Origin of the sequence: Aeromonas sp. (genome assembly GCF_050633025.1) — a bacterium.
GTDB lineage: Bacteria > Pseudomonadota > Gammaproteobacteria > Enterobacterales > Aeromonadaceae > Aeromonas.
Window position 1 is genome coordinate 15,968 of the sequence record NZ_JBODRQ010000029.1, and the last position, 16,002, is coordinate 31,969.

Here is a 16,002-nt window from a genome sequence, read left to right on the forward strand (position 1 = left end):
AACAATCCTTAACTTCGTTGATATAAAAACGCCCCGGGAGGGTCTCGGGGCGGCTTATCTTGCTCGATTGTGACTGCTGAGGCTATGTAAAAATCATGAAACCTTTAAGTCAGTCGCGGATAAAACGGTAGCGGGTCTGGTGGTGATAACGCTCGCCAGGCAGCAGCCAGGGGTTGCCCAGCTCGGGGCGATTGGGGCTGTCCGGTAGCTGTTGCGCCTCAAGACAGAAGCCGTCGTGATCCCGGTGCGACAGGCCGCTGCGGTTCGGGGTATTGGCCAGCCAATTGCCGGTATAGAACTGCAGCGAGGGTTGGTTGGTATAGACCTCCATCGCCAACTTCTTGTCGCCCGAGACTATCCGAGCGGCCCATTCTGATGTTGGGCCGTTGAGCACAAAGGCATGATCGTACCCCTTGGCTTGTTGCTGCTGGGGATGGCTCAGCCAATCCTGTCCGACAAGGCGCTCGCGGCGCAGATCGAACGGTCCCTCCACCGGAGTGATGGCGATCGGCAAACCGCTCGGGTCGGTCGGCAGGAAGTGATCGGCATTGATGCTGATGAGGTGGTCACGCACATCGCCGCCATCCGGGTTCTCATCGAGATTGAAGTAGGCGTGGCTGGTGAGGCTGACTGGCGTCGCGGCATCCGTGCTGGCGATGAAAGCCACCACCAGATCGCTCTGCTCCAGCCGGTACTCCAGGGTTACGCGCAGATTACCGGGAAAGCCCTGATCCCCCGCTCGGGAGAGCAACGCCAGCTTGACCCGATCTGCTTCCAGTTCCTTGATTTGCCACCGCTGGCGATGAAAGCCCGCCTGCCCGCCATGCAGGCAGTTAGGTGCCTGATTGGCATCCAGCGACCAGCGCTGGCCATCGCGCACCAGCTCGGCGCCGCCGATGCGGTTGGCGAAACGCCCGGCCACCGCGCCCAGCCACACCTGTTGGGTGGGATAGGCGTCGTCGGCACAACCCAGCAGCACTTCGCGCCGTTTGCCCGCTACCGGCAGGGTGAGAGAGGTGAGGGTGGCGCCGAAGTCGAGGCCGCGCAGGCGCAGCCCCTCCTCGTTTTCCAGCTCGAATGGGGTCATGGCGCTCCTCATAGCTTACCTGCACCGGTGTTGCCGATCCGGCAGATGTAGCCGTCGGCCTGCATCATAAATGGGCTCATAGTTTTCCCGCCCCCTCGCTGGCGCGGCAGACGTAGCAGTCGGCCTTGAGGCCCGAGGTGGCTGGGTACTCCGCCTCGACCGCGGCGATCACCTCGGCCACTTTCTCCGGGCGCAGCAGGGCGACCACACAGCCGCCGAAGCCGCCACCGGTCATCCGCACGCCGCCATCTGTGCCAATCCTGGCCTTGATGATCTCCACCAGACCGTCGATAGCGGGCACTGTGATTTCGAAGTCATCGCGCATGGCGGCGTGCGACTCGGCCATCAGCTCGCCGAGGCGGGTCAGATCGTGGCTGGCCAGCGCATCGGCTGCAGCCAGAGTGCGGCCGTTTTCGCCGACCACGTGGCGGGCACGGCGGTAGCAGGCCTCATCCAGCCCGGCTTTGCCCGCTTCCAGTCCAGCCAGATCGAGATCCCGCAGCGCCTTGACCCCGTAGTGACGGGCAGCCGCTTCGCACTGCTGGCGGCGGGTGTTGTATTCGCTGTCCACCAGACCGCGGCGCACATTGGAGTTGACGATCAGCACCGCCAGATCCGCCGGCATGGGGATGAGGCGGGTTTCCAGCGAGCGACAGTCGAGCAGCAGGGCATGATCCGTTTTGCCGCTGGCGGAGATCATCTGATCCATGATGCCGCAGTTGCAGCCGACGAACTTGTTCTCCGCCTGCTGGCCGTTGAGGGCGATCTCGGCCTGGCTGATGTCGAGCCCCAGCGCCTCTTTGAAGGCCTGACCGATGGCCACTTCCAGCGAGGCGGAGGAAGAGAGTCCCGCCCCCTGCGGCACGTTGCCGGAGACCACCAGATCGAGGCCACGCAGGGCATAACCGCGTTCCTGCAGATACTTCACCACGCCGCGGATGTAGTCGCTCCAGCGCTGGCTGGGGTGGTGCTCGATGGGCTGGTCGAGGTCGAACTGGTCGCGCTGGTTGTCGTAGTCGGCGGCGATCACCTGCACTTGCTGGTCATCGCGCAGGCCGATGGCAACGCAGGTCTCGTAGTCGATGGCGCAGGGCAGCACGAAGCCGTCGTTGTAGTCGGTATGTTCACCGATGAGGTTGACGCGGCCGGGGGCGCGCACCAGCAGATCGGGCGCTTTGGCAAATTGCTCGGTAAAAACGGCGCTGACGCGTTGGCTGGGGGTCATAGGGCCTCCTCATTGGTTTGATTGGTCTGGTTGTAGTGAATGGGGCTCAGGGCGCGCAGCCGCTCGGCGGCCTGCTCCGGAGTAAGGTCGCGCTGGGTCTCGGCCAGCATCTCGAAGCCGACCATGAATTTGCGCACGGTGGCGGAGCGCAGCAGCGGCGGATAGAAGTGGGCATGCAACTGCCACGCCTCGGGGCAATCCGATTTGGGCGGTGCAAAGTGCCAGCCCATGGAGTAGGGGAAGCTGCACTCGAACAGGTTGTCGTAACGGCTGGTGAGCTCCTTGAGCGCTACCGCCAGATCCTGTTGCTGGGCCTTGGTCAGGTTGAGCATGGAGGGGACGTGCGCCTTGGGCAGCAGCAGGGTTTCGAACGGCCAGGCGGCCCAGAAGGGAACCACGGCGAGCCAGTGCTCGGTCTCCACCACGATGCACGAGCGATCCGCCAGCTCCCGCTCCACATACTCCAGCAGCATGGGGCGGCCATGCGCCGCCAGCCAGTCGTGCTGGTGCTGCTCTTCGCGAGCGATCTCGTTGGGCAGGAAGTCGCTGCCCCAGATCTGGCCGTGGGGGTGCGGGTTGGAGCAGCCCATGACGGCCCCTTTGTTTTCAAATACCTGCACCCACTCCCACTGGGCCGACAGCTCGGCGACCTGATCCATCCAGGTGGTGATCACCCCTTCGATGGCGGGCAGCGGCAGCTCGGGCAGTGTCTTGCCATGATCCGGCGAGAAGCAGATGACCCGGCTGGTGCCACGGGCTGCCTCCAGCTTTAACAGGGGGTCGCCTGCGTTGTCGGCGGCCGGGGTATCCTGCATCAGGGCGGCGAAGTCGTTGGTAAAAACGAAGGTGCCCTTGTAGTCGGGGTTGATATCACCGGTGACCCGGGTGTTGCCGGCGCAGAGGAAGCAGTCGGGATCGTGGGCCTGTTTGGGGGCCTGGCTCACCTTCTCTACCTGTCCCTGCCAGGGGCGTTTGGCCCGGTGGGGGGAGACCAGCACATACTGGCCGGTCAGCGGGTTGAAGCGGCGATGGGGATGATCGACGGGGTTGAACATCATCTCTCCTGAATAACGTATTGAAAAATAAAATCGTTTATTAACGGGGAGCAGGCAGGCCTACTCCTCGTAACCGTTCGGATTAGCGGATTGCCAGCGCCAGCTGTCGGCGCACATGGCGTCGATGTTGCGGGCCGCCTGCCAGCCCAGCTCGCGCTCGGCCTTGGCCGGATCGGCCCAGCAGGCGGCGATGTCGCCCGGGCGACGCGGTTCGATGCGAAATGGCAGCGGCTTGCCACAGGCCGCAGAGAAAGCGGCGACCAACTGCAATACGCTCTGGCCCTGACCTGTGCCCAGGTTGTAGGTGTGCACGCCACCCTTGCCGGCGCAGTGTTGCAGTGCCTTGACGTGCCCCTCGGCGAGATCCATCACGTGGATGTAGTCGCGCACGCCGGTGCCATCAACAGTTGGGTAATCGTTTCCAAAGACAGAGAGGCAGTCGCGACGGCCGATGGCGACCTGAGTGATATAGGGCATCAGATTGTTGGGAATGCCTTGGGGATCTTCCCCCATGGTGCCCGACTCGTGGGCGCCGACCGGATTGAAGTAGCGCAGCAGGGTCATGCTCCAGTGGGGCTCGGCCAGCTGCAGATCTTCGAGGATCTCCTCGATGATCAGCTTGGATCGGCCGTAGGGATTGGTAGCGCAGCGGGGGAAATCCTCGCGGATCGGCAAGCTGGCGGGATCGCCATAGACGGTGGCCGAGGAGCTGAACACCAGATTGTGCACATTGGCCCGCTTCATCGCCTGTAGCAGGGTGAGGGTGCCGCCGAGGTTGTTCTCGTAGTAATCCAGTGGAATGCGGGTCGACTCGCCGACCGCCTTGAGGGCGGCAAAGTGGATCACCGCATCGATCTGCTGTTCGGCGAAGATCCGGTCCAGCAGGGCCGCATCGCGAATATCCCCTTGATAGAACAGGGGTTGCTGGCCGCTGATGGCGGCGACTCGGGCCAGCACGCTGCGCTTGCTGTTGCCGAGGTTGTCGACCACCACGGGACTCATGCCTGCCGCTTGCAGGGCCAGACAGGTGTGGCTGCCGATATATCCGCAGCCGCCGGTGACCAGAACGTTCATCTTGCTCTCCACTGAAAAAGTGTCTGGAAGCAGTCTAGCCGAGGGTGTGGCGACCAAACTGTGAGCTTGCTTACAAAACAGTGTAAACGATTACACTATTTTTGTGATCATCCTGACGGCAGATATGCGTTTCGCCCCTGTTTTCAAAGGGTTTGCTGGGTATAATGGCGCTCTATTGCACAGTGAAAGAAGTGAAAACAGCATGAGCACCATCAAGGATGTCGCCCGTTTGGCCAATGTGTCGGTGGCAACGGTTTCACGGGTGATGAACAACTCCCCCAAGGCCAGCGCAGCATCTCGCGAAGTGGTGCAGAAGGCCATGGCCGAACTGGGCTACACCCCCAACGCCAACGCGCGGGCACTGGTCAGCCAAACTTGCGACACCATGGGGGTAGTGGTCGGTGACGTGGCGGATCCCTTCTTCGGTGCACTGGTGAAGGGGGTCTCCGGCGTGGCCGTCGAGCAGAACCTTCACCTGCTGATGGGTAACGGTTTTCACAAGGCGCGTCAGGAGCGTGAGGCGATCGAGCTGCTGATCGGCAAGCGCTGCGAGGCGCTGGTGGTGCACAGCAAGGCGCTGAGCGACGAGGAACTTTACGATTACGCCATGCGGGTGCCCGGTATGGTGCTGATCAACCGTAATATCCCTGCCCTCAAGGGGCGCTGCATCGCCCTCAACAACCGGCTGGGGGCCGCCACGGCGACCCGTCATCTGATCGAGCTGGGCCACCGCCATATCGCCTTTATCAGCTCGGATCACGTCATCGAGGATGCCACCTTGCGCCTGCTGGGTTATCAGGATGGGTTGATGGAGGCTGGGCTGTCAGCCGACCCCGAGCTTATCGAGAGCGGCACGCCGAACGAGGAGGGGGGCGAGCGTGCCATGCTCAACCTGCTGGCCAAGGGGCTCAAGGTGACCGCCGTGGTTGCCTATAACGATGCCATGGCGGCTGGCGCCATCTCCGTGTTGGCGGACAACGGGCTGCGAGTGCCGGAGGAGGTTTCGGTGGTGGGCTTCGATGACATCATCTATGCCAGATACCTGAGGCCCAAGCTATCCACCATGCGCTATCCCATCGAGCTGATGGCGGCTCAGGCGGCCAAGCTGGCGCTGCAGCTGGCGGCTGGAGAGTCCGAGGTGCAGCAGAGCCGCATCTATACCCCGACTTTGATCAATCGCCACTCGGCTGCACCGGTTCGGGCCGGATAGCCCCCTTTTACGCCCCTGTTTGTGGAGATTTCTTGCGCAGTTATTGTTTTACCTATTTTTAATCGCTTTTACTCCACTTTACTTAACAAAATCCGTGCAATCGTTTACACCTGTGTGAGCGAGTTCGCCGTTCCCTGCATAATACTTCTCTAGACTGAATACGTTTTCCAATCAGCAGGGAGAGAGTGAATGCTCAGGGAGATAGTGGTGCGTCAGGATTGGCAGACTCAGGCCATTACGTCGGTAAACCGGCTGGCTGCCCATACCCCCATGTTCAGCTGGCGCAGCGAAGCGGATGCCAGGGGTGATCTGGCCTCTTCTTCCCGTATTTTGCTCGATGGCGAGTGGCGCTTCTCCTTCTTTGCCGCTCCCGAGCGGGTGCCCGAGAGCTGGCTGGCACAGGATCTGGCGGATGCCTGCCCCATTACTGTGCCGGGCAACTGGCAGCTGGATGCCGCCTATCCGGCTGTGCGGCCACTTACCGATGGCCCCATCTACACCAACATCAAGTACCCCTTTCCCTGCGATCCACCGCGGGTGCCAGCAGAGAATCCGACTGGCTGCTACTCCCGCGAGTTCGAACTGCCCGCCGACTGGCTGGCAAGCGGCCAGAGCCGGATCATCTTCGACGGGGTGAGCAGTGCCTTCCACCTCTTCTGCAACGGCCGCTGGGTCGGTTACTCCCAGGACAGCCGGCTGCCCGCCGAATTCGATATGACCCCATATCTGCAGAGCGGTAGCAACCGGCTGGCGGTGCTGGTGCTGCGCTGGTCCGACGGCTCCTATCTGGAAGATCAGGATATGTGGTGGCTGTCGGGGATCTTCCGCTCCGTCAACCTGCTGCACAAACCGGCTCGTCATCTGATGGATATGCGAGTGACCCCCGAGCTGGATGCCTGCTATCGGGATGGTCGTCTCAAGATTGCGTTGCAGGCCGCCAATGCGGCAGGTCTGTCGGTGGAGGCCAATCTCTATGACGGTGGTGAGCCGGTTGCGACCCTGCGCCAGCCAATCGGCACCCAAGCCATTGATGAAAAAGGGGCTTACGACGATCGCTCCGAGCTGTGGCTCGATGTGGCTGCGCCGCGCAAGTGGAGCGCCGAGACGCCCCACCTCTATCGCCTGACCCTGACCTTGCTGGACGAGCAGGGCCAGGCCATCGAGAGCGAAGCCTATGATGTGGGCTTTCGGGTGGTGGAGATCCGTGGCGGCCAGCTGCGGGTCAACGGTCAGCCGCTGCTTATTCGCGGTGCCAACCGTCACGAGCATCACCCCGCCAAGGGCTATGCCATCGATCGCGCCACCATGGAGCGGGATCTGCTGCTGATGAAGCGGCACAACTTCAATGCGGTGCGCTGTTCCCACTATCCCAACCACCCCGACTTCTATCGCCTTTGCGATCGGCTTGGCCTCTATGTAGTGGACGAGGCGAATCTGGAGACCCACGGCATGACCCCCATGGGGCGACTGGCGCGGGATCCCGCCTGGAGCAACGCCTTTCTGGAGCGGGCAACCCGCATGGTGGCGCGGGATTTCAACCACCCCTCCATCATCATCTGGTCGCTGGGCAACGAGTCGGGGTATGGCCCGGCCCACGATGCCATGTATGGCTGGATCAAGCGCAGCGATCCGAGCCGTCCGGTGCAGTATGAGGGGGGCGGGGCCGACACTCCGGCCACCGACATCATCTGCCCCATGTATGCCAGAACCCATCAGGATCAGCCCTTCCCGGCGGTGCCCAAGTGGGCGCTGGCCAAGTGGATCGGCCTGCCCGGCGAGCACCGGCCGCTGATCCTCTGCGAGTACGCCCACGCCATGGGCAACAGTCTGGGGGGCTACGGCCACTACTGGCAGGCGTTTCGCGATCATCCACGTCTGCAAGGCGGCTTTGTCTGGGATTGGGTCGATCAGGGGCTTGATAAATACACCGCCGATGGCCGCCACTATTGGGGCTATGGCGGCGATTTTGGCGATCTGCAAAACGATCGCCAATTCTGCTGCAACGGCCTGCTATTCCCGGATCGCACCCCCCATCCCGCCCTGTGCGAGGCGAAGCGTGCCCAGCAGCCGTTCCAGTTCACCCTGCTTGAGCACACCCCGCTGCGGGTGCGGATCGAGAGCGAATACCTGTTCCGCTCCACCGACAACGAGCGGCTTTGCTGGCAGTTGTGCGAGAACGGCCATGTGCAGCTGCAGGGGGAGATCTCCCTTGAGCTGGCGCCGCAAGGGGTGGTCGAGTTGACCCTGAGCGGGACGCTGCCCACCTTTGCGGCAGGCTCACTGGCCTGGCTCGATCTGGCCATCGTTCAGCCGCAGGCCACCCCTTGGTCGCAGGCGGATCACAAGGTTGCCCGTCAGCAGTTCATCCTGCCGACCCCCCTTGCCCTGCCTGCTCCCGCCGCTGCCGCCACCCTGAGCGAGCAGCCGGATGGCTGGTTGGTCACTGCCGCAAACAGTCAGTGGCGGCTCGACAAGCAGAGCGGTCGCATCACCAGTTGGCAAAAATCGGGGCAGGAGCAGCTGCAGGCGCCGATCATGGATCACTTCTACCGGGCGCCTCTCGACAACGACATCGGCACCAGCGAAGCGGATCACGCCGACCCCCACTCCTGGATTGCTCGCTGGCAGGGCTGTGGTCTCGGTCAGTGGCAGCACAGCTGTCTGGGGATCGCGGTCGCCGGAGGGGATATCCGGGTCAGTCATGGCTACTTCCACCACGATGAGCTGCTGCTGGTGAGTCACTGGCATCACCGCTTTACCGACGATGGCGCCATGAGCCTGGAGATAGAGACCGAGCTGGCGCAAGCGCTGCCTTCGCTGCCGCGGATCGGTCTGCTGCTCCATCTGGCCGAAGTTCCGGCGCGAGCCGAATGGCTGGGGCGTGGCCCGCACGAGAATTATCCGGACCGACTGCTGGGCGCCGATCTGGGGCGCTGGAGTTTGCCGCTGGAGGCGATGCACACCCCTTACATCTTCCCGAGCGACAACGGCTTGCGCTGCGATACCCGCCAGTTGCAGCTGGGTAGCACGACGATGAACGGCAGCTTCCATTTCAGTGCCAGCCGCTTCAGTCAGCAACAGCTGGCCGCCGCCCGTCACCAAAGCGATCTGGTGGCCGAAGCTGGGCTGTGGGTCTGTCTCGATGGCGCCCACATGGGAGTGGGCGGGGACGACTCCTGGAGCCAGAGCGTGCGTCCCGAGTATCAGCTGCTTGAGCGTTGTTACCGTTGGGGCTGCACTCTCCGTTAAGCCAGCTATTGAGGCGACTGTCGGGCCAGCACGCCATTTTGACAACAGACCAGTAACAACTAGCCTCAATACTGTGGGAAAGATTGAGTCTCAAATCTGATTTAGATTTATATGTATCTGAAAAATAAAAACAAAGTTTCAATGTAACAGAGTGTAATCGTTTTCATTTTGTCGTCATGATCACAGAAGAAATGACAACAAACTGATTACATTGACTGGCGCTTGCTCAATTGCTCGCCACCCTACAACACAGATAGACACATCGGAGCACACATAATGAAAAAACTGACCACAGTTGCCGCCCTGCTGATGGGCATGATGGCTGGAGCCAATGCCCAGGCTGACACCCGTATCGGGGTGACCGTCTATAAATACGATGACAACTTCATGGCTGTCGTGCGCAAGGCCATCGAGAAGGAAGCGGCAGCCACTCCGGGGGTGGAACTGCTGATGAACGACTCCCAGAACGACCAGTCCAAGCAGAACGACCAGATCGACGTGCTGCTGGCCAAAGGGGTGAAGGCGCTGGCCATTAACCTGGTTGACCCGGCTGCGGCGCCGGTGGTGATTGAGAAAGCCCGTGGCGAAGATATCCCGGTGGTCTTCTACAACAAGGAGCCGAGCGCTACCGATCTGGCCAGCTACGACAAGGCCTACTACGTGGGCACCGACTCCAAGGAGTCAGGGATCATCCAGGGCCAGCTGATTGCCAAACACTGGAAAGCCAATCCGGCCTGGGATCTGAACAAGGATGGCGTGATCCAGTTCGTGCTTCTGAAAGGGGAGCCAGGCCACCCGGATGCCGAAGCGCGCACCTCCTACGTGGTCAAGACCCTGAACGATGGCGGCGTCAAGACCGAGCAACTGCACATGGATACCGGTATGTGGGATACCGCCATGGCGAAAGACAAGATGGATGCCTGGATCTCCGGCCCCAACGCCAACAAGATCGAAGTGGTTATCGCCAACAACGACGGCATGGCGATGGGCGCTGTCGAATCGCTGAAAGCCCAGGGCAAGACCGCCATTCCGGTGTTCGGCGTCGATGCGCTGCCGGAGGCGCTGGCCATGGTCAAGAGCGGTGCCATGGCGGGTACCGTGCTGAACGATGCGGCCAACCAGGCCAAAGCCACCTTCGAGCTGACCAAGAACCTGGCTGAAGGGAAACCGGCCGGTGAAGGCACCAAGTGGAATATCGTCGACAAGGTAGTACGTGTTGCCTACGTCGGTGTGGATAAAGACAACCTGTCCCAATTCGAGTAATTCCCTCCTCCAGGGCAAGGGTGATCCCCTTGCCCTTTTTTCAACCAGATGTGATGGCTGATATGACAACACAGCAACAATCAGAATGGCTGTTGGAGATGATTGACGTCAGTAAGAGCTTTCCCGGCGTCAAGGCACTCGATAATGTCAATTTACGGGTCCGTCCTCATTCTGTGCATGCGTTGATGGGCGAGAACGGAGCGGGAAAATCCACACTGCTCAAGTGCCTGTTCGGCATCTACGAGAAGGATCAGGGCAAGATCTTCTTCAAGGGGCAGGAGATCAACTTCACCTCCTCGAAAGAGGCGCTGGAAAATGGCGTCTCCATGGTGCATCAGGAGCTCAACCTGGTGCTGCAGCGTACCGTGATGGACAACATGTGGCTCGGCCGCTACCCCACCAAGGGGTGGTTTATCGACCACGGCAAGATGTATGACGACACCAAGCGCATCTTCGATGAGCTGGATATCGACATCGACCCCAAGGTGAAGGTCGCAACCCTGTCGGTCTCCCAGATGCAGATGATTGAGATCGCCAAGGCGTTCTCCTACGATGCCAAGATCGTCATCATGGACGAACCCACCTCCTCCCTGACCGAGAAAGAGGTGAGCCACCTCTTCAAGATCATCAACAAGTTGAAGGAGAAGGGGTGCGGCATCGTCTACATCTCTCACAAGATGGAGGAGATCTTCCAGCTCTGTGACGAGATCACCATATTGCGGGATGGCCAGTGGGTGGCAACCCAGCCGCTCAAGGGCATGACCATGGATCAGATCATCGGCATGATGGTCGGCCGCGAGTTGACCCAGCGCTTCCCGGAAAAAACCAACCAGCCGAAAGAGGTGATCCTCGAGATCGAACACCTGACGGCGAAAAACCAGCCCTCCATTCAGGATGTGACCTTCAACCTGCACAAGGGGGAGATCCTCGGCATCGCCGGACTGGTGGGGGCCAAGCGCACCGACATCGTCGAGACCCTGTTCGGTATTCGCGATCGCAGCCAGGGCAGCATCAAGCTGCACGGCAAAGAGGTGGCCAACCACAACGCCCACGAAGCGATCCGCAACGGCTTTGCGCTGGTGACGGAAGAGCGCCGCTCCACCGGTATCTACTCGCGGCTTGATATCGCCTTCAACTCCCTGATCGCCAACATGGACAGCTACAGGGGCTCCATGGGGCTGCTCAGCGACAACAAGATGAAGAGCGATACCCAGTGGGTGATCGACTCCATGCGGGTCAAGACGCCGACCCAGCAGACCCAGATCGGTTCCCTCTCCGGGGGCAACCAGCAGAAGGTGATCATCGGTCGCTGGCTGCTGACCCAGCCGGAGATCCTGATGCTCGACGAGCCCACCCGCGGCATCGACGTCGGGGCCAAGTTCGAGATCTACCAGCTCATCCTGGAGCTGGCGAAGAAGGATAAAGGGATCATCATCATCTCGTCAGAGATGCCGGAATTGCTGGGGATCACCGACCGCATCATGGTGATGAGCAATGGCCGGGTCGCCGGGATCGTCAATACCAAAGAAACTGACCAGAGCGAGATACTGCGCCTGGCATCTCTGTACCTCTAGAGACAGGAAGACATTTATGGAGTCGGCAAAAAATTTCAATCTGATGCAGGCGCTCAAGGAAAACGCTATCTATCTGGTGCTGCTGGTGCTGCTCATGGTCATCGTGATCCAGGAGCCCTCCTTCCTGAGCCTCACCAACTTCAGCAACATCCTGACCCAGTCCTCGGTGCGGGTCATCATCGCGCTGGGGGTGGCGGGCATCATCATCACCCAGGGGACGGATCTCTCGGCCGGTCGTCAGGTCGGTCTGGCGGCGCTGATTGCGGCGACCATGCTGCAGGCGCTGACCAACGTCAACAAGGTGTTCCCGACGCTGGGGGAGGTGCCCATTCCGGTGGTGATCCTGCTAGTGTGTGTGGTGGGGGCGCTGATTGGTCTGGTCAACGGTCTCATTGTGGCCTACCTGAACGTCACCCCGTTCATTACCACCCTGGGCACCATGATCATCGTCTACGGTATCAACTCCCTCTACTTTGACTCGGTCGGGGCCTCTCCGGTGGCCGGGTTTGATCCCCGCTTCTCCAGCTTCGCGCAGGGCTTTATCCGGATAGGAGGATTCAAGCTCTCCTATCTCACCTTCTATGCCGCCATCGCCAGCGTCTTTGTCTGGGTGCTGTGGAACAAGACCCGCTTTGGCAAAAACATCTTCGCCATCGGCGGCAACCCCGAGGCGGCCAAGGTCTCCGGCGTCAACGTGGCGGTCAATCTGGTAATGATCTATGCGCTGGCGGGGGTCTTCTACGCCTTCGGCGGTATGCTGGAAGCGGGCCGTATCGGTAGCGCCACCAACAACCTCGGCTTCATGTACGAGCTGGATGCCATCGCGGCGTGCGTGGTGGGCGGCGTGTCGTTTGCCGGCGGGGTGGGAACGGTCGCGGGTGTGATCACCGGCGTACTTATCTTCACTCTGATCAACTATGGCTTGACCTATATCGGGGTCAGCCCTTACTGGCAGTTCATCATCAAGGGCGGCATCATCATTCTGGCGGTGGCCCTGGACTCCATGAAGTACGCCAAGAAGAAGTAATGGCAACTGCCCGCGGACAGTACGGCAATAAAAAAACAGGGCCATCCGGCCCTGTTTCTGTTTTTTGTCTGCCTGAATCAACCGGCCTTGCGGCGCAGATAGACCCCGGCTTCCATGTGATGGGTCCAGGGGAACTGGTCGAACAGGGCGAAACGGGCGATTTCGTGGGTATCACCCAATACTGCCATGTTGGCCTGCAGGGTCTCGGGGTTGCAGGAGATGTAGAGGATGTTGTCGTACTCCTGCACCAGCTTGACGGTGGCATCGTCGAGACCGGCGCGGGGCGGGTCGACAAAGATGGTGTTGCACTGGTAGCTCTTGAGGTCGACCCCCTTGAGGCGGTTGAACTCCCGCTCGCCACGCATCGCCATGGTGAACTCCTCGGCCGACATGCGCAGGATGATCAGGTTGTCGACGCCGTTGGCGGCAATATTGAACTGGGCGGAGTCGACGCTCGGTTTGGCGATTTCGGTGGCCAGCACCTTGCAAAAGTTCTGCGCCAGCGCGATGGAGAAGTTGCCGTTGCCGCAATAGAGCTCCAGCAGATCCCCTTCGCTCCCCTGGGTGACTTCCAGCGCCCAGCCGAGCATCTGCTCGTTGATGGCGGCGTTGGGCTGGGTGAAGCTGTTCTCCACCTGCTTGTAGATGAGCTGGCGACCCGCCACGTTGAGCTGCTCGATGACAAAATCATCCCCCAGACAGACCTTCTGCTTGTGGGCGCGCCCAATCAGCTGCAGCTCGAACCCTTTGGCGCGCAGGTCGGCCTGCAGCGCTTCGGCGGCTTGTTGCCATTCGGCCTCCAGCTTGCGGTGATAGAGCAGGCTGACAATGATCTGGCCGGATTGGGTGGAGAGGTAGTCGATCTGGAACAGCTTGCGACGCAGCACCGGGTGTGGGCGTAGCCCCTCCAGCAGCACCGGCATCAGCTGGTTGATGAGGCGGCTGGCGGTGGGGAAGTGGTCTATCTTGATGATCTCTTTGGTCGCCGGGGCATACATGCAGTGGAAGAGGTCATCCCCTTCGTGCCAGATGCGAAATTCGGCGCGCATCCGGTAGTACTCGGCCGGTGAGCGGTACACCTCCAGAGCCGGGAGGGGAAATCCGGCAAACAGCTCGGTGAGGCGAGCGCGCTTTTCGTCGAGTTGGGCCTGATAGTCGGCCGCGGTTCTAGGCGCCGGAGCGTTCGCGGAAGGCTGTTGGAAGTGGGTCATAAATACCTCATGTGCACACCGGCCGGGCCGGGTCGAAATCGGGGGAAGGCAACAGGCCACCCAAAGGGGCCCGATTTTAAAAGCCAGCCGCAGATTGTCCAGTATTTTGTGGTCAAGAAATGTTCAGTCGGGCCGATAACAGATCCACAGGCATGGTGGGAGGACACATTATGCAGATCGATGGCGTGGGCGCTGCCCAACCCAAGGGAGTGGGTATTTCTCCCAAATCGCCCCAACAGGCAGAGTCAAAACCGGTGAGCCGCGAGGAGGAGGTCTCCTTGCACAAGCCGCCAAAATGGGCGCAGATACTGATCCAGCAGGCGCTGCAGTTTTCGCTGGAGATCAACGGTCAGGGCTATCAGGCGCCGAAGGTGAAGCCGCCCGAGGAGATCACCCCGGAGACCCTGTTCGACTTCCAGGCGGTAGCGGACAACGTGTTACAGTTCGTGACTGGTCGGCTCGGTGCCGCGCGGGCCGATGGCAAGTCCGATGACGACCTGACCGGGATGATGGATCAGGCCCGCAAGGGGATCGACAAGGGCTTTGACGAGGCGAAGAAACTGCTCGGCAAATGGGCGACTGACAACGACGATATCAAGACTGGTATCGATCAGAGTTACAAACTGATCCAGGAGGGGCTTGAGGAATTCGAGAAGGAGTTCTTTGGCAAAGTCTCCTCGACCGACATGGGACAGGCCGAGATGGCCAGTCGTCAACAGGGTTATCTGGAGATCCAGACCAAGGATGGCGACAAGGTGGTGCTGCGCTTCAATGACAGCTGGCAGACCCGCTCCCAAAAGAACGACAGCGGCAGCCAGTTCAGCCTCAAGTCGAGTCAGAGCTTCAGCTTCTCGCTGGAGGGGGATCTCAACAGCGAGGAGATGGAGTCCATTGGCAAGCTGGTCAAGGGGATCGACGAACTGGCGGGGAACTTCTTCTCCGGCAACTTCGATGATCTGCTGAAAAAGGCGGGCGAGCTGAAACTGGATGACAGTCAGCTGGCCTCCTACTCTCTCAAGCTCAAGCAGAACGTCAAGCTGAGCCAGACCTATCAGGGGGCTCACTCCCTGCAAGATCTGATCAAGCCGTTTGCCGACTATCTGCCGAAGCTGGATCAGGTGCAGAAACAGGCAGATAGCCTGCTGCCACCAGCCCAGCAACAGGCGCTGACCCCGGCCGTGCTGGCCGCGAGAGGGGAAGAGGAGCCTATGCAAGTCGATCGCTTCACCAGCTTCAACCAGCGAATGCTGGAGGCGCTGCGGATGGTCAACCAGTTCCAGCCCTCCACCGAGCCTGTCGGCAAGCGCATCTGAGTCACCAGCGTACAACCCAGATCATAACTTGCCGTTTGCCAGCCCTGCCCGGGGCTGGCAAACTGGCTTTTTCTCCAATCCGGTTGCCCCATGAACCCCAAGAAGCCAAGAGACAAGCGCGAGCTCTGCTACCCCTTTATCTTCGAAACCTCGCTCAAATGTGATTTTGAAATCGCCACCGATGAGCTCTGCTGTCAGGTCGGGGCCGTACTGTCGCACCTTGCGCCGGATGCAGATACTGCGCCCATGCTGGCGGATCTCGCGGCGTTGCAGCGGCTTATCTACCACCTCAACGGCTCGGTGCGCGGCAAGCTGGGGATCTTCGATGCAGATCTTGAGTGGCTCAAAGCCCGCTATGACTACTACAACGAGGCGAGTCGCGGCAGCGTCACCGGTTTTGTGTTGCCGCAGGGGCCGCAGCCCATCCCCACCCTCCATCTGTGCCGCTGTGGCAGCAAGAAGGTGGTGCGGCTGCTGGTCCGGCTGGAAGAGAACGAGGTGGCCTTCGATCCCATTCTTTATCGCTTCGCCAACCTGCTGGCCAACTTCTTCTTCGTGCTCACCGTCTACCTCAAGCAGCGCTGGCAGGTACCGGAAGTGCCCTACGTCAGCATCAACTACTGATGGCGGCAGAAAAAGCTTTTGTTTTTCATGAGGTTTAAACACGATAGTCTCATGTGCTCGTACTCGGTATGGCTCCGATAACACAATAGG

At 60.5% G+C, this 16,002-nt stretch carries 12 protein-coding genes; 7 read left to right on the forward strand and 5 right to left on the reverse strand.

Going from position 1 to position 16,002, the window contains the following annotated elements:
* Positions 1-109: 109 nt before the first annotated feature.
* The 4 genes from galM to galE all read right to left on the reverse strand — a co-directional run bounded on the left by galM (position 110) and on the right by galE (position 4,441).
* Positions 110-1,099 (reverse strand): galactose-1-epimerase, encoded by a 990-nt coding sequence (gene galM / locus ACRAUW_RS06215; protein WP_431361574.1) that lies wholly within the window; start codon positions 1,097-1,099, stop codon positions 110-112.
* Between the two features lie 64 nt (positions 1,100-1,163).
* Positions 1,164-2,312 carry a galactokinase gene (gene galK, locus ACRAUW_RS06220; RefSeq protein WP_431361575.1) on the reverse strand — a complete coding sequence of 383 codons (1,149 nt, stop codon included), beginning with the start codon at positions 2,310-2,312 and terminating at the stop codon, positions 1,164-1,166.
* Entirely contained in the window at positions 2,309-3,367 is a 1,059-nt protein-coding gene (locus ACRAUW_RS06225) for a UDP-glucose--hexose-1-phosphate uridylyltransferase (protein WP_431361584.1), read from the reverse strand. Before ACRAUW_RS06225 ends, galK begins: the two co-directional genes overlap by 4 nt.
* Positions 3,368-3,427: 60 nt before the next feature.
* Positions 3,428-4,441, reverse strand: a complete 1,014-nt coding sequence (gene galE, locus ACRAUW_RS06230; protein WP_431361576.1) for a UDP-glucose 4-epimerase GalE — start codon at positions 4,439-4,441, stop codon at positions 3,428-3,430.
* 202 nt (positions 4,442-4,643) lie between these two features.
* Here galE and ACRAUW_RS06235 point away from each other — a divergent pair, with 202 nt between their 5' ends.
* From ACRAUW_RS06235 to mglC, 5 genes are all read left to right on the forward strand, one after another.
* Positions 4,644-5,651 (forward strand): substrate-binding domain-containing protein, encoded by a 1,008-nt coding sequence (locus ACRAUW_RS06235; RefSeq protein WP_431361577.1) that lies wholly within the window; start codon positions 4,644-4,646, stop codon positions 5,649-5,651.
* A gap of 189 nt (positions 5,652-5,840) precedes the next feature.
* Positions 5,841-8,900, forward strand: a complete 3,060-nt coding sequence (locus tag ACRAUW_RS06240) for a beta-galactosidase (RefSeq protein WP_431361578.1) — start codon at positions 5,841-5,843, stop codon at positions 8,898-8,900.
* Positions 8,901-9,176: 276 nt separating this feature from the next.
* On the forward strand, positions 9,177-10,163 hold the full coding sequence (mglB, locus tag ACRAUW_RS06245; RefSeq protein WP_431361579.1) for a galactose/glucose ABC transporter substrate-binding protein MglB: 987 nt from the start codon (positions 9,177-9,179) through the stop codon (positions 10,161-10,163).
* Positions 10,164-10,216: 53 nt separating this feature from the next.
* Positions 10,217-11,737 (forward strand): galactose/methyl galactoside ABC transporter ATP-binding protein MglA, encoded by a 1,521-nt coding sequence (gene mglA / locus ACRAUW_RS06250; RefSeq protein ID WP_431361580.1) that lies wholly within the window; start codon positions 10,217-10,219, stop codon positions 11,735-11,737.
* A gap of 16 nt (positions 11,738-11,753) precedes the next feature.
* Positions 11,754-12,764, forward strand: coding sequence for a galactose/methyl galactoside ABC transporter permease MglC (gene mglC / locus ACRAUW_RS06255; protein WP_033136342.1), 1,011 nt, complete (start codon positions 11,754-11,756; stop codon positions 12,762-12,764).
* Positions 12,765-12,841: 77 nt separating this feature from the next.
* Here the strand turns inward: mglC and trmA are convergent, their stop codons facing one another.
* Positions 12,842-13,975 carry a tRNA (uridine(54)-C5)-methyltransferase TrmA gene (trmA, locus tag ACRAUW_RS06260; protein ID WP_431361581.1) on the reverse strand — a complete coding sequence of 378 codons (1,134 nt, stop codon included), beginning with the start codon at positions 13,973-13,975 and terminating at the stop codon, positions 12,842-12,844.
* 170 nt (positions 13,976-14,145) lie between these two features.
* Between trmA and ACRAUW_RS06265 the strand changes: the two genes are divergently transcribed.
* Both ACRAUW_RS06265 and ACRAUW_RS06270 read left to right on the forward strand, forming a co-directional pair.
* On the forward strand, positions 14,146-15,288 hold the full coding sequence (locus tag ACRAUW_RS06265; protein ID WP_431361582.1) for a DUF5610 domain-containing protein: 1,143 nt from the start codon (positions 14,146-14,148) through the stop codon (positions 15,286-15,288).
* A gap of 90 nt (positions 15,289-15,378) precedes the next feature.
* Positions 15,379-15,912, forward strand: coding sequence for an ATP--cob(I)alamin adenosyltransferase (locus ACRAUW_RS06270; RefSeq protein ID WP_431361583.1), 534 nt, complete (start codon positions 15,379-15,381; stop codon positions 15,910-15,912).
* Positions 15,913-16,002 lie beyond the last annotated feature (90 nt).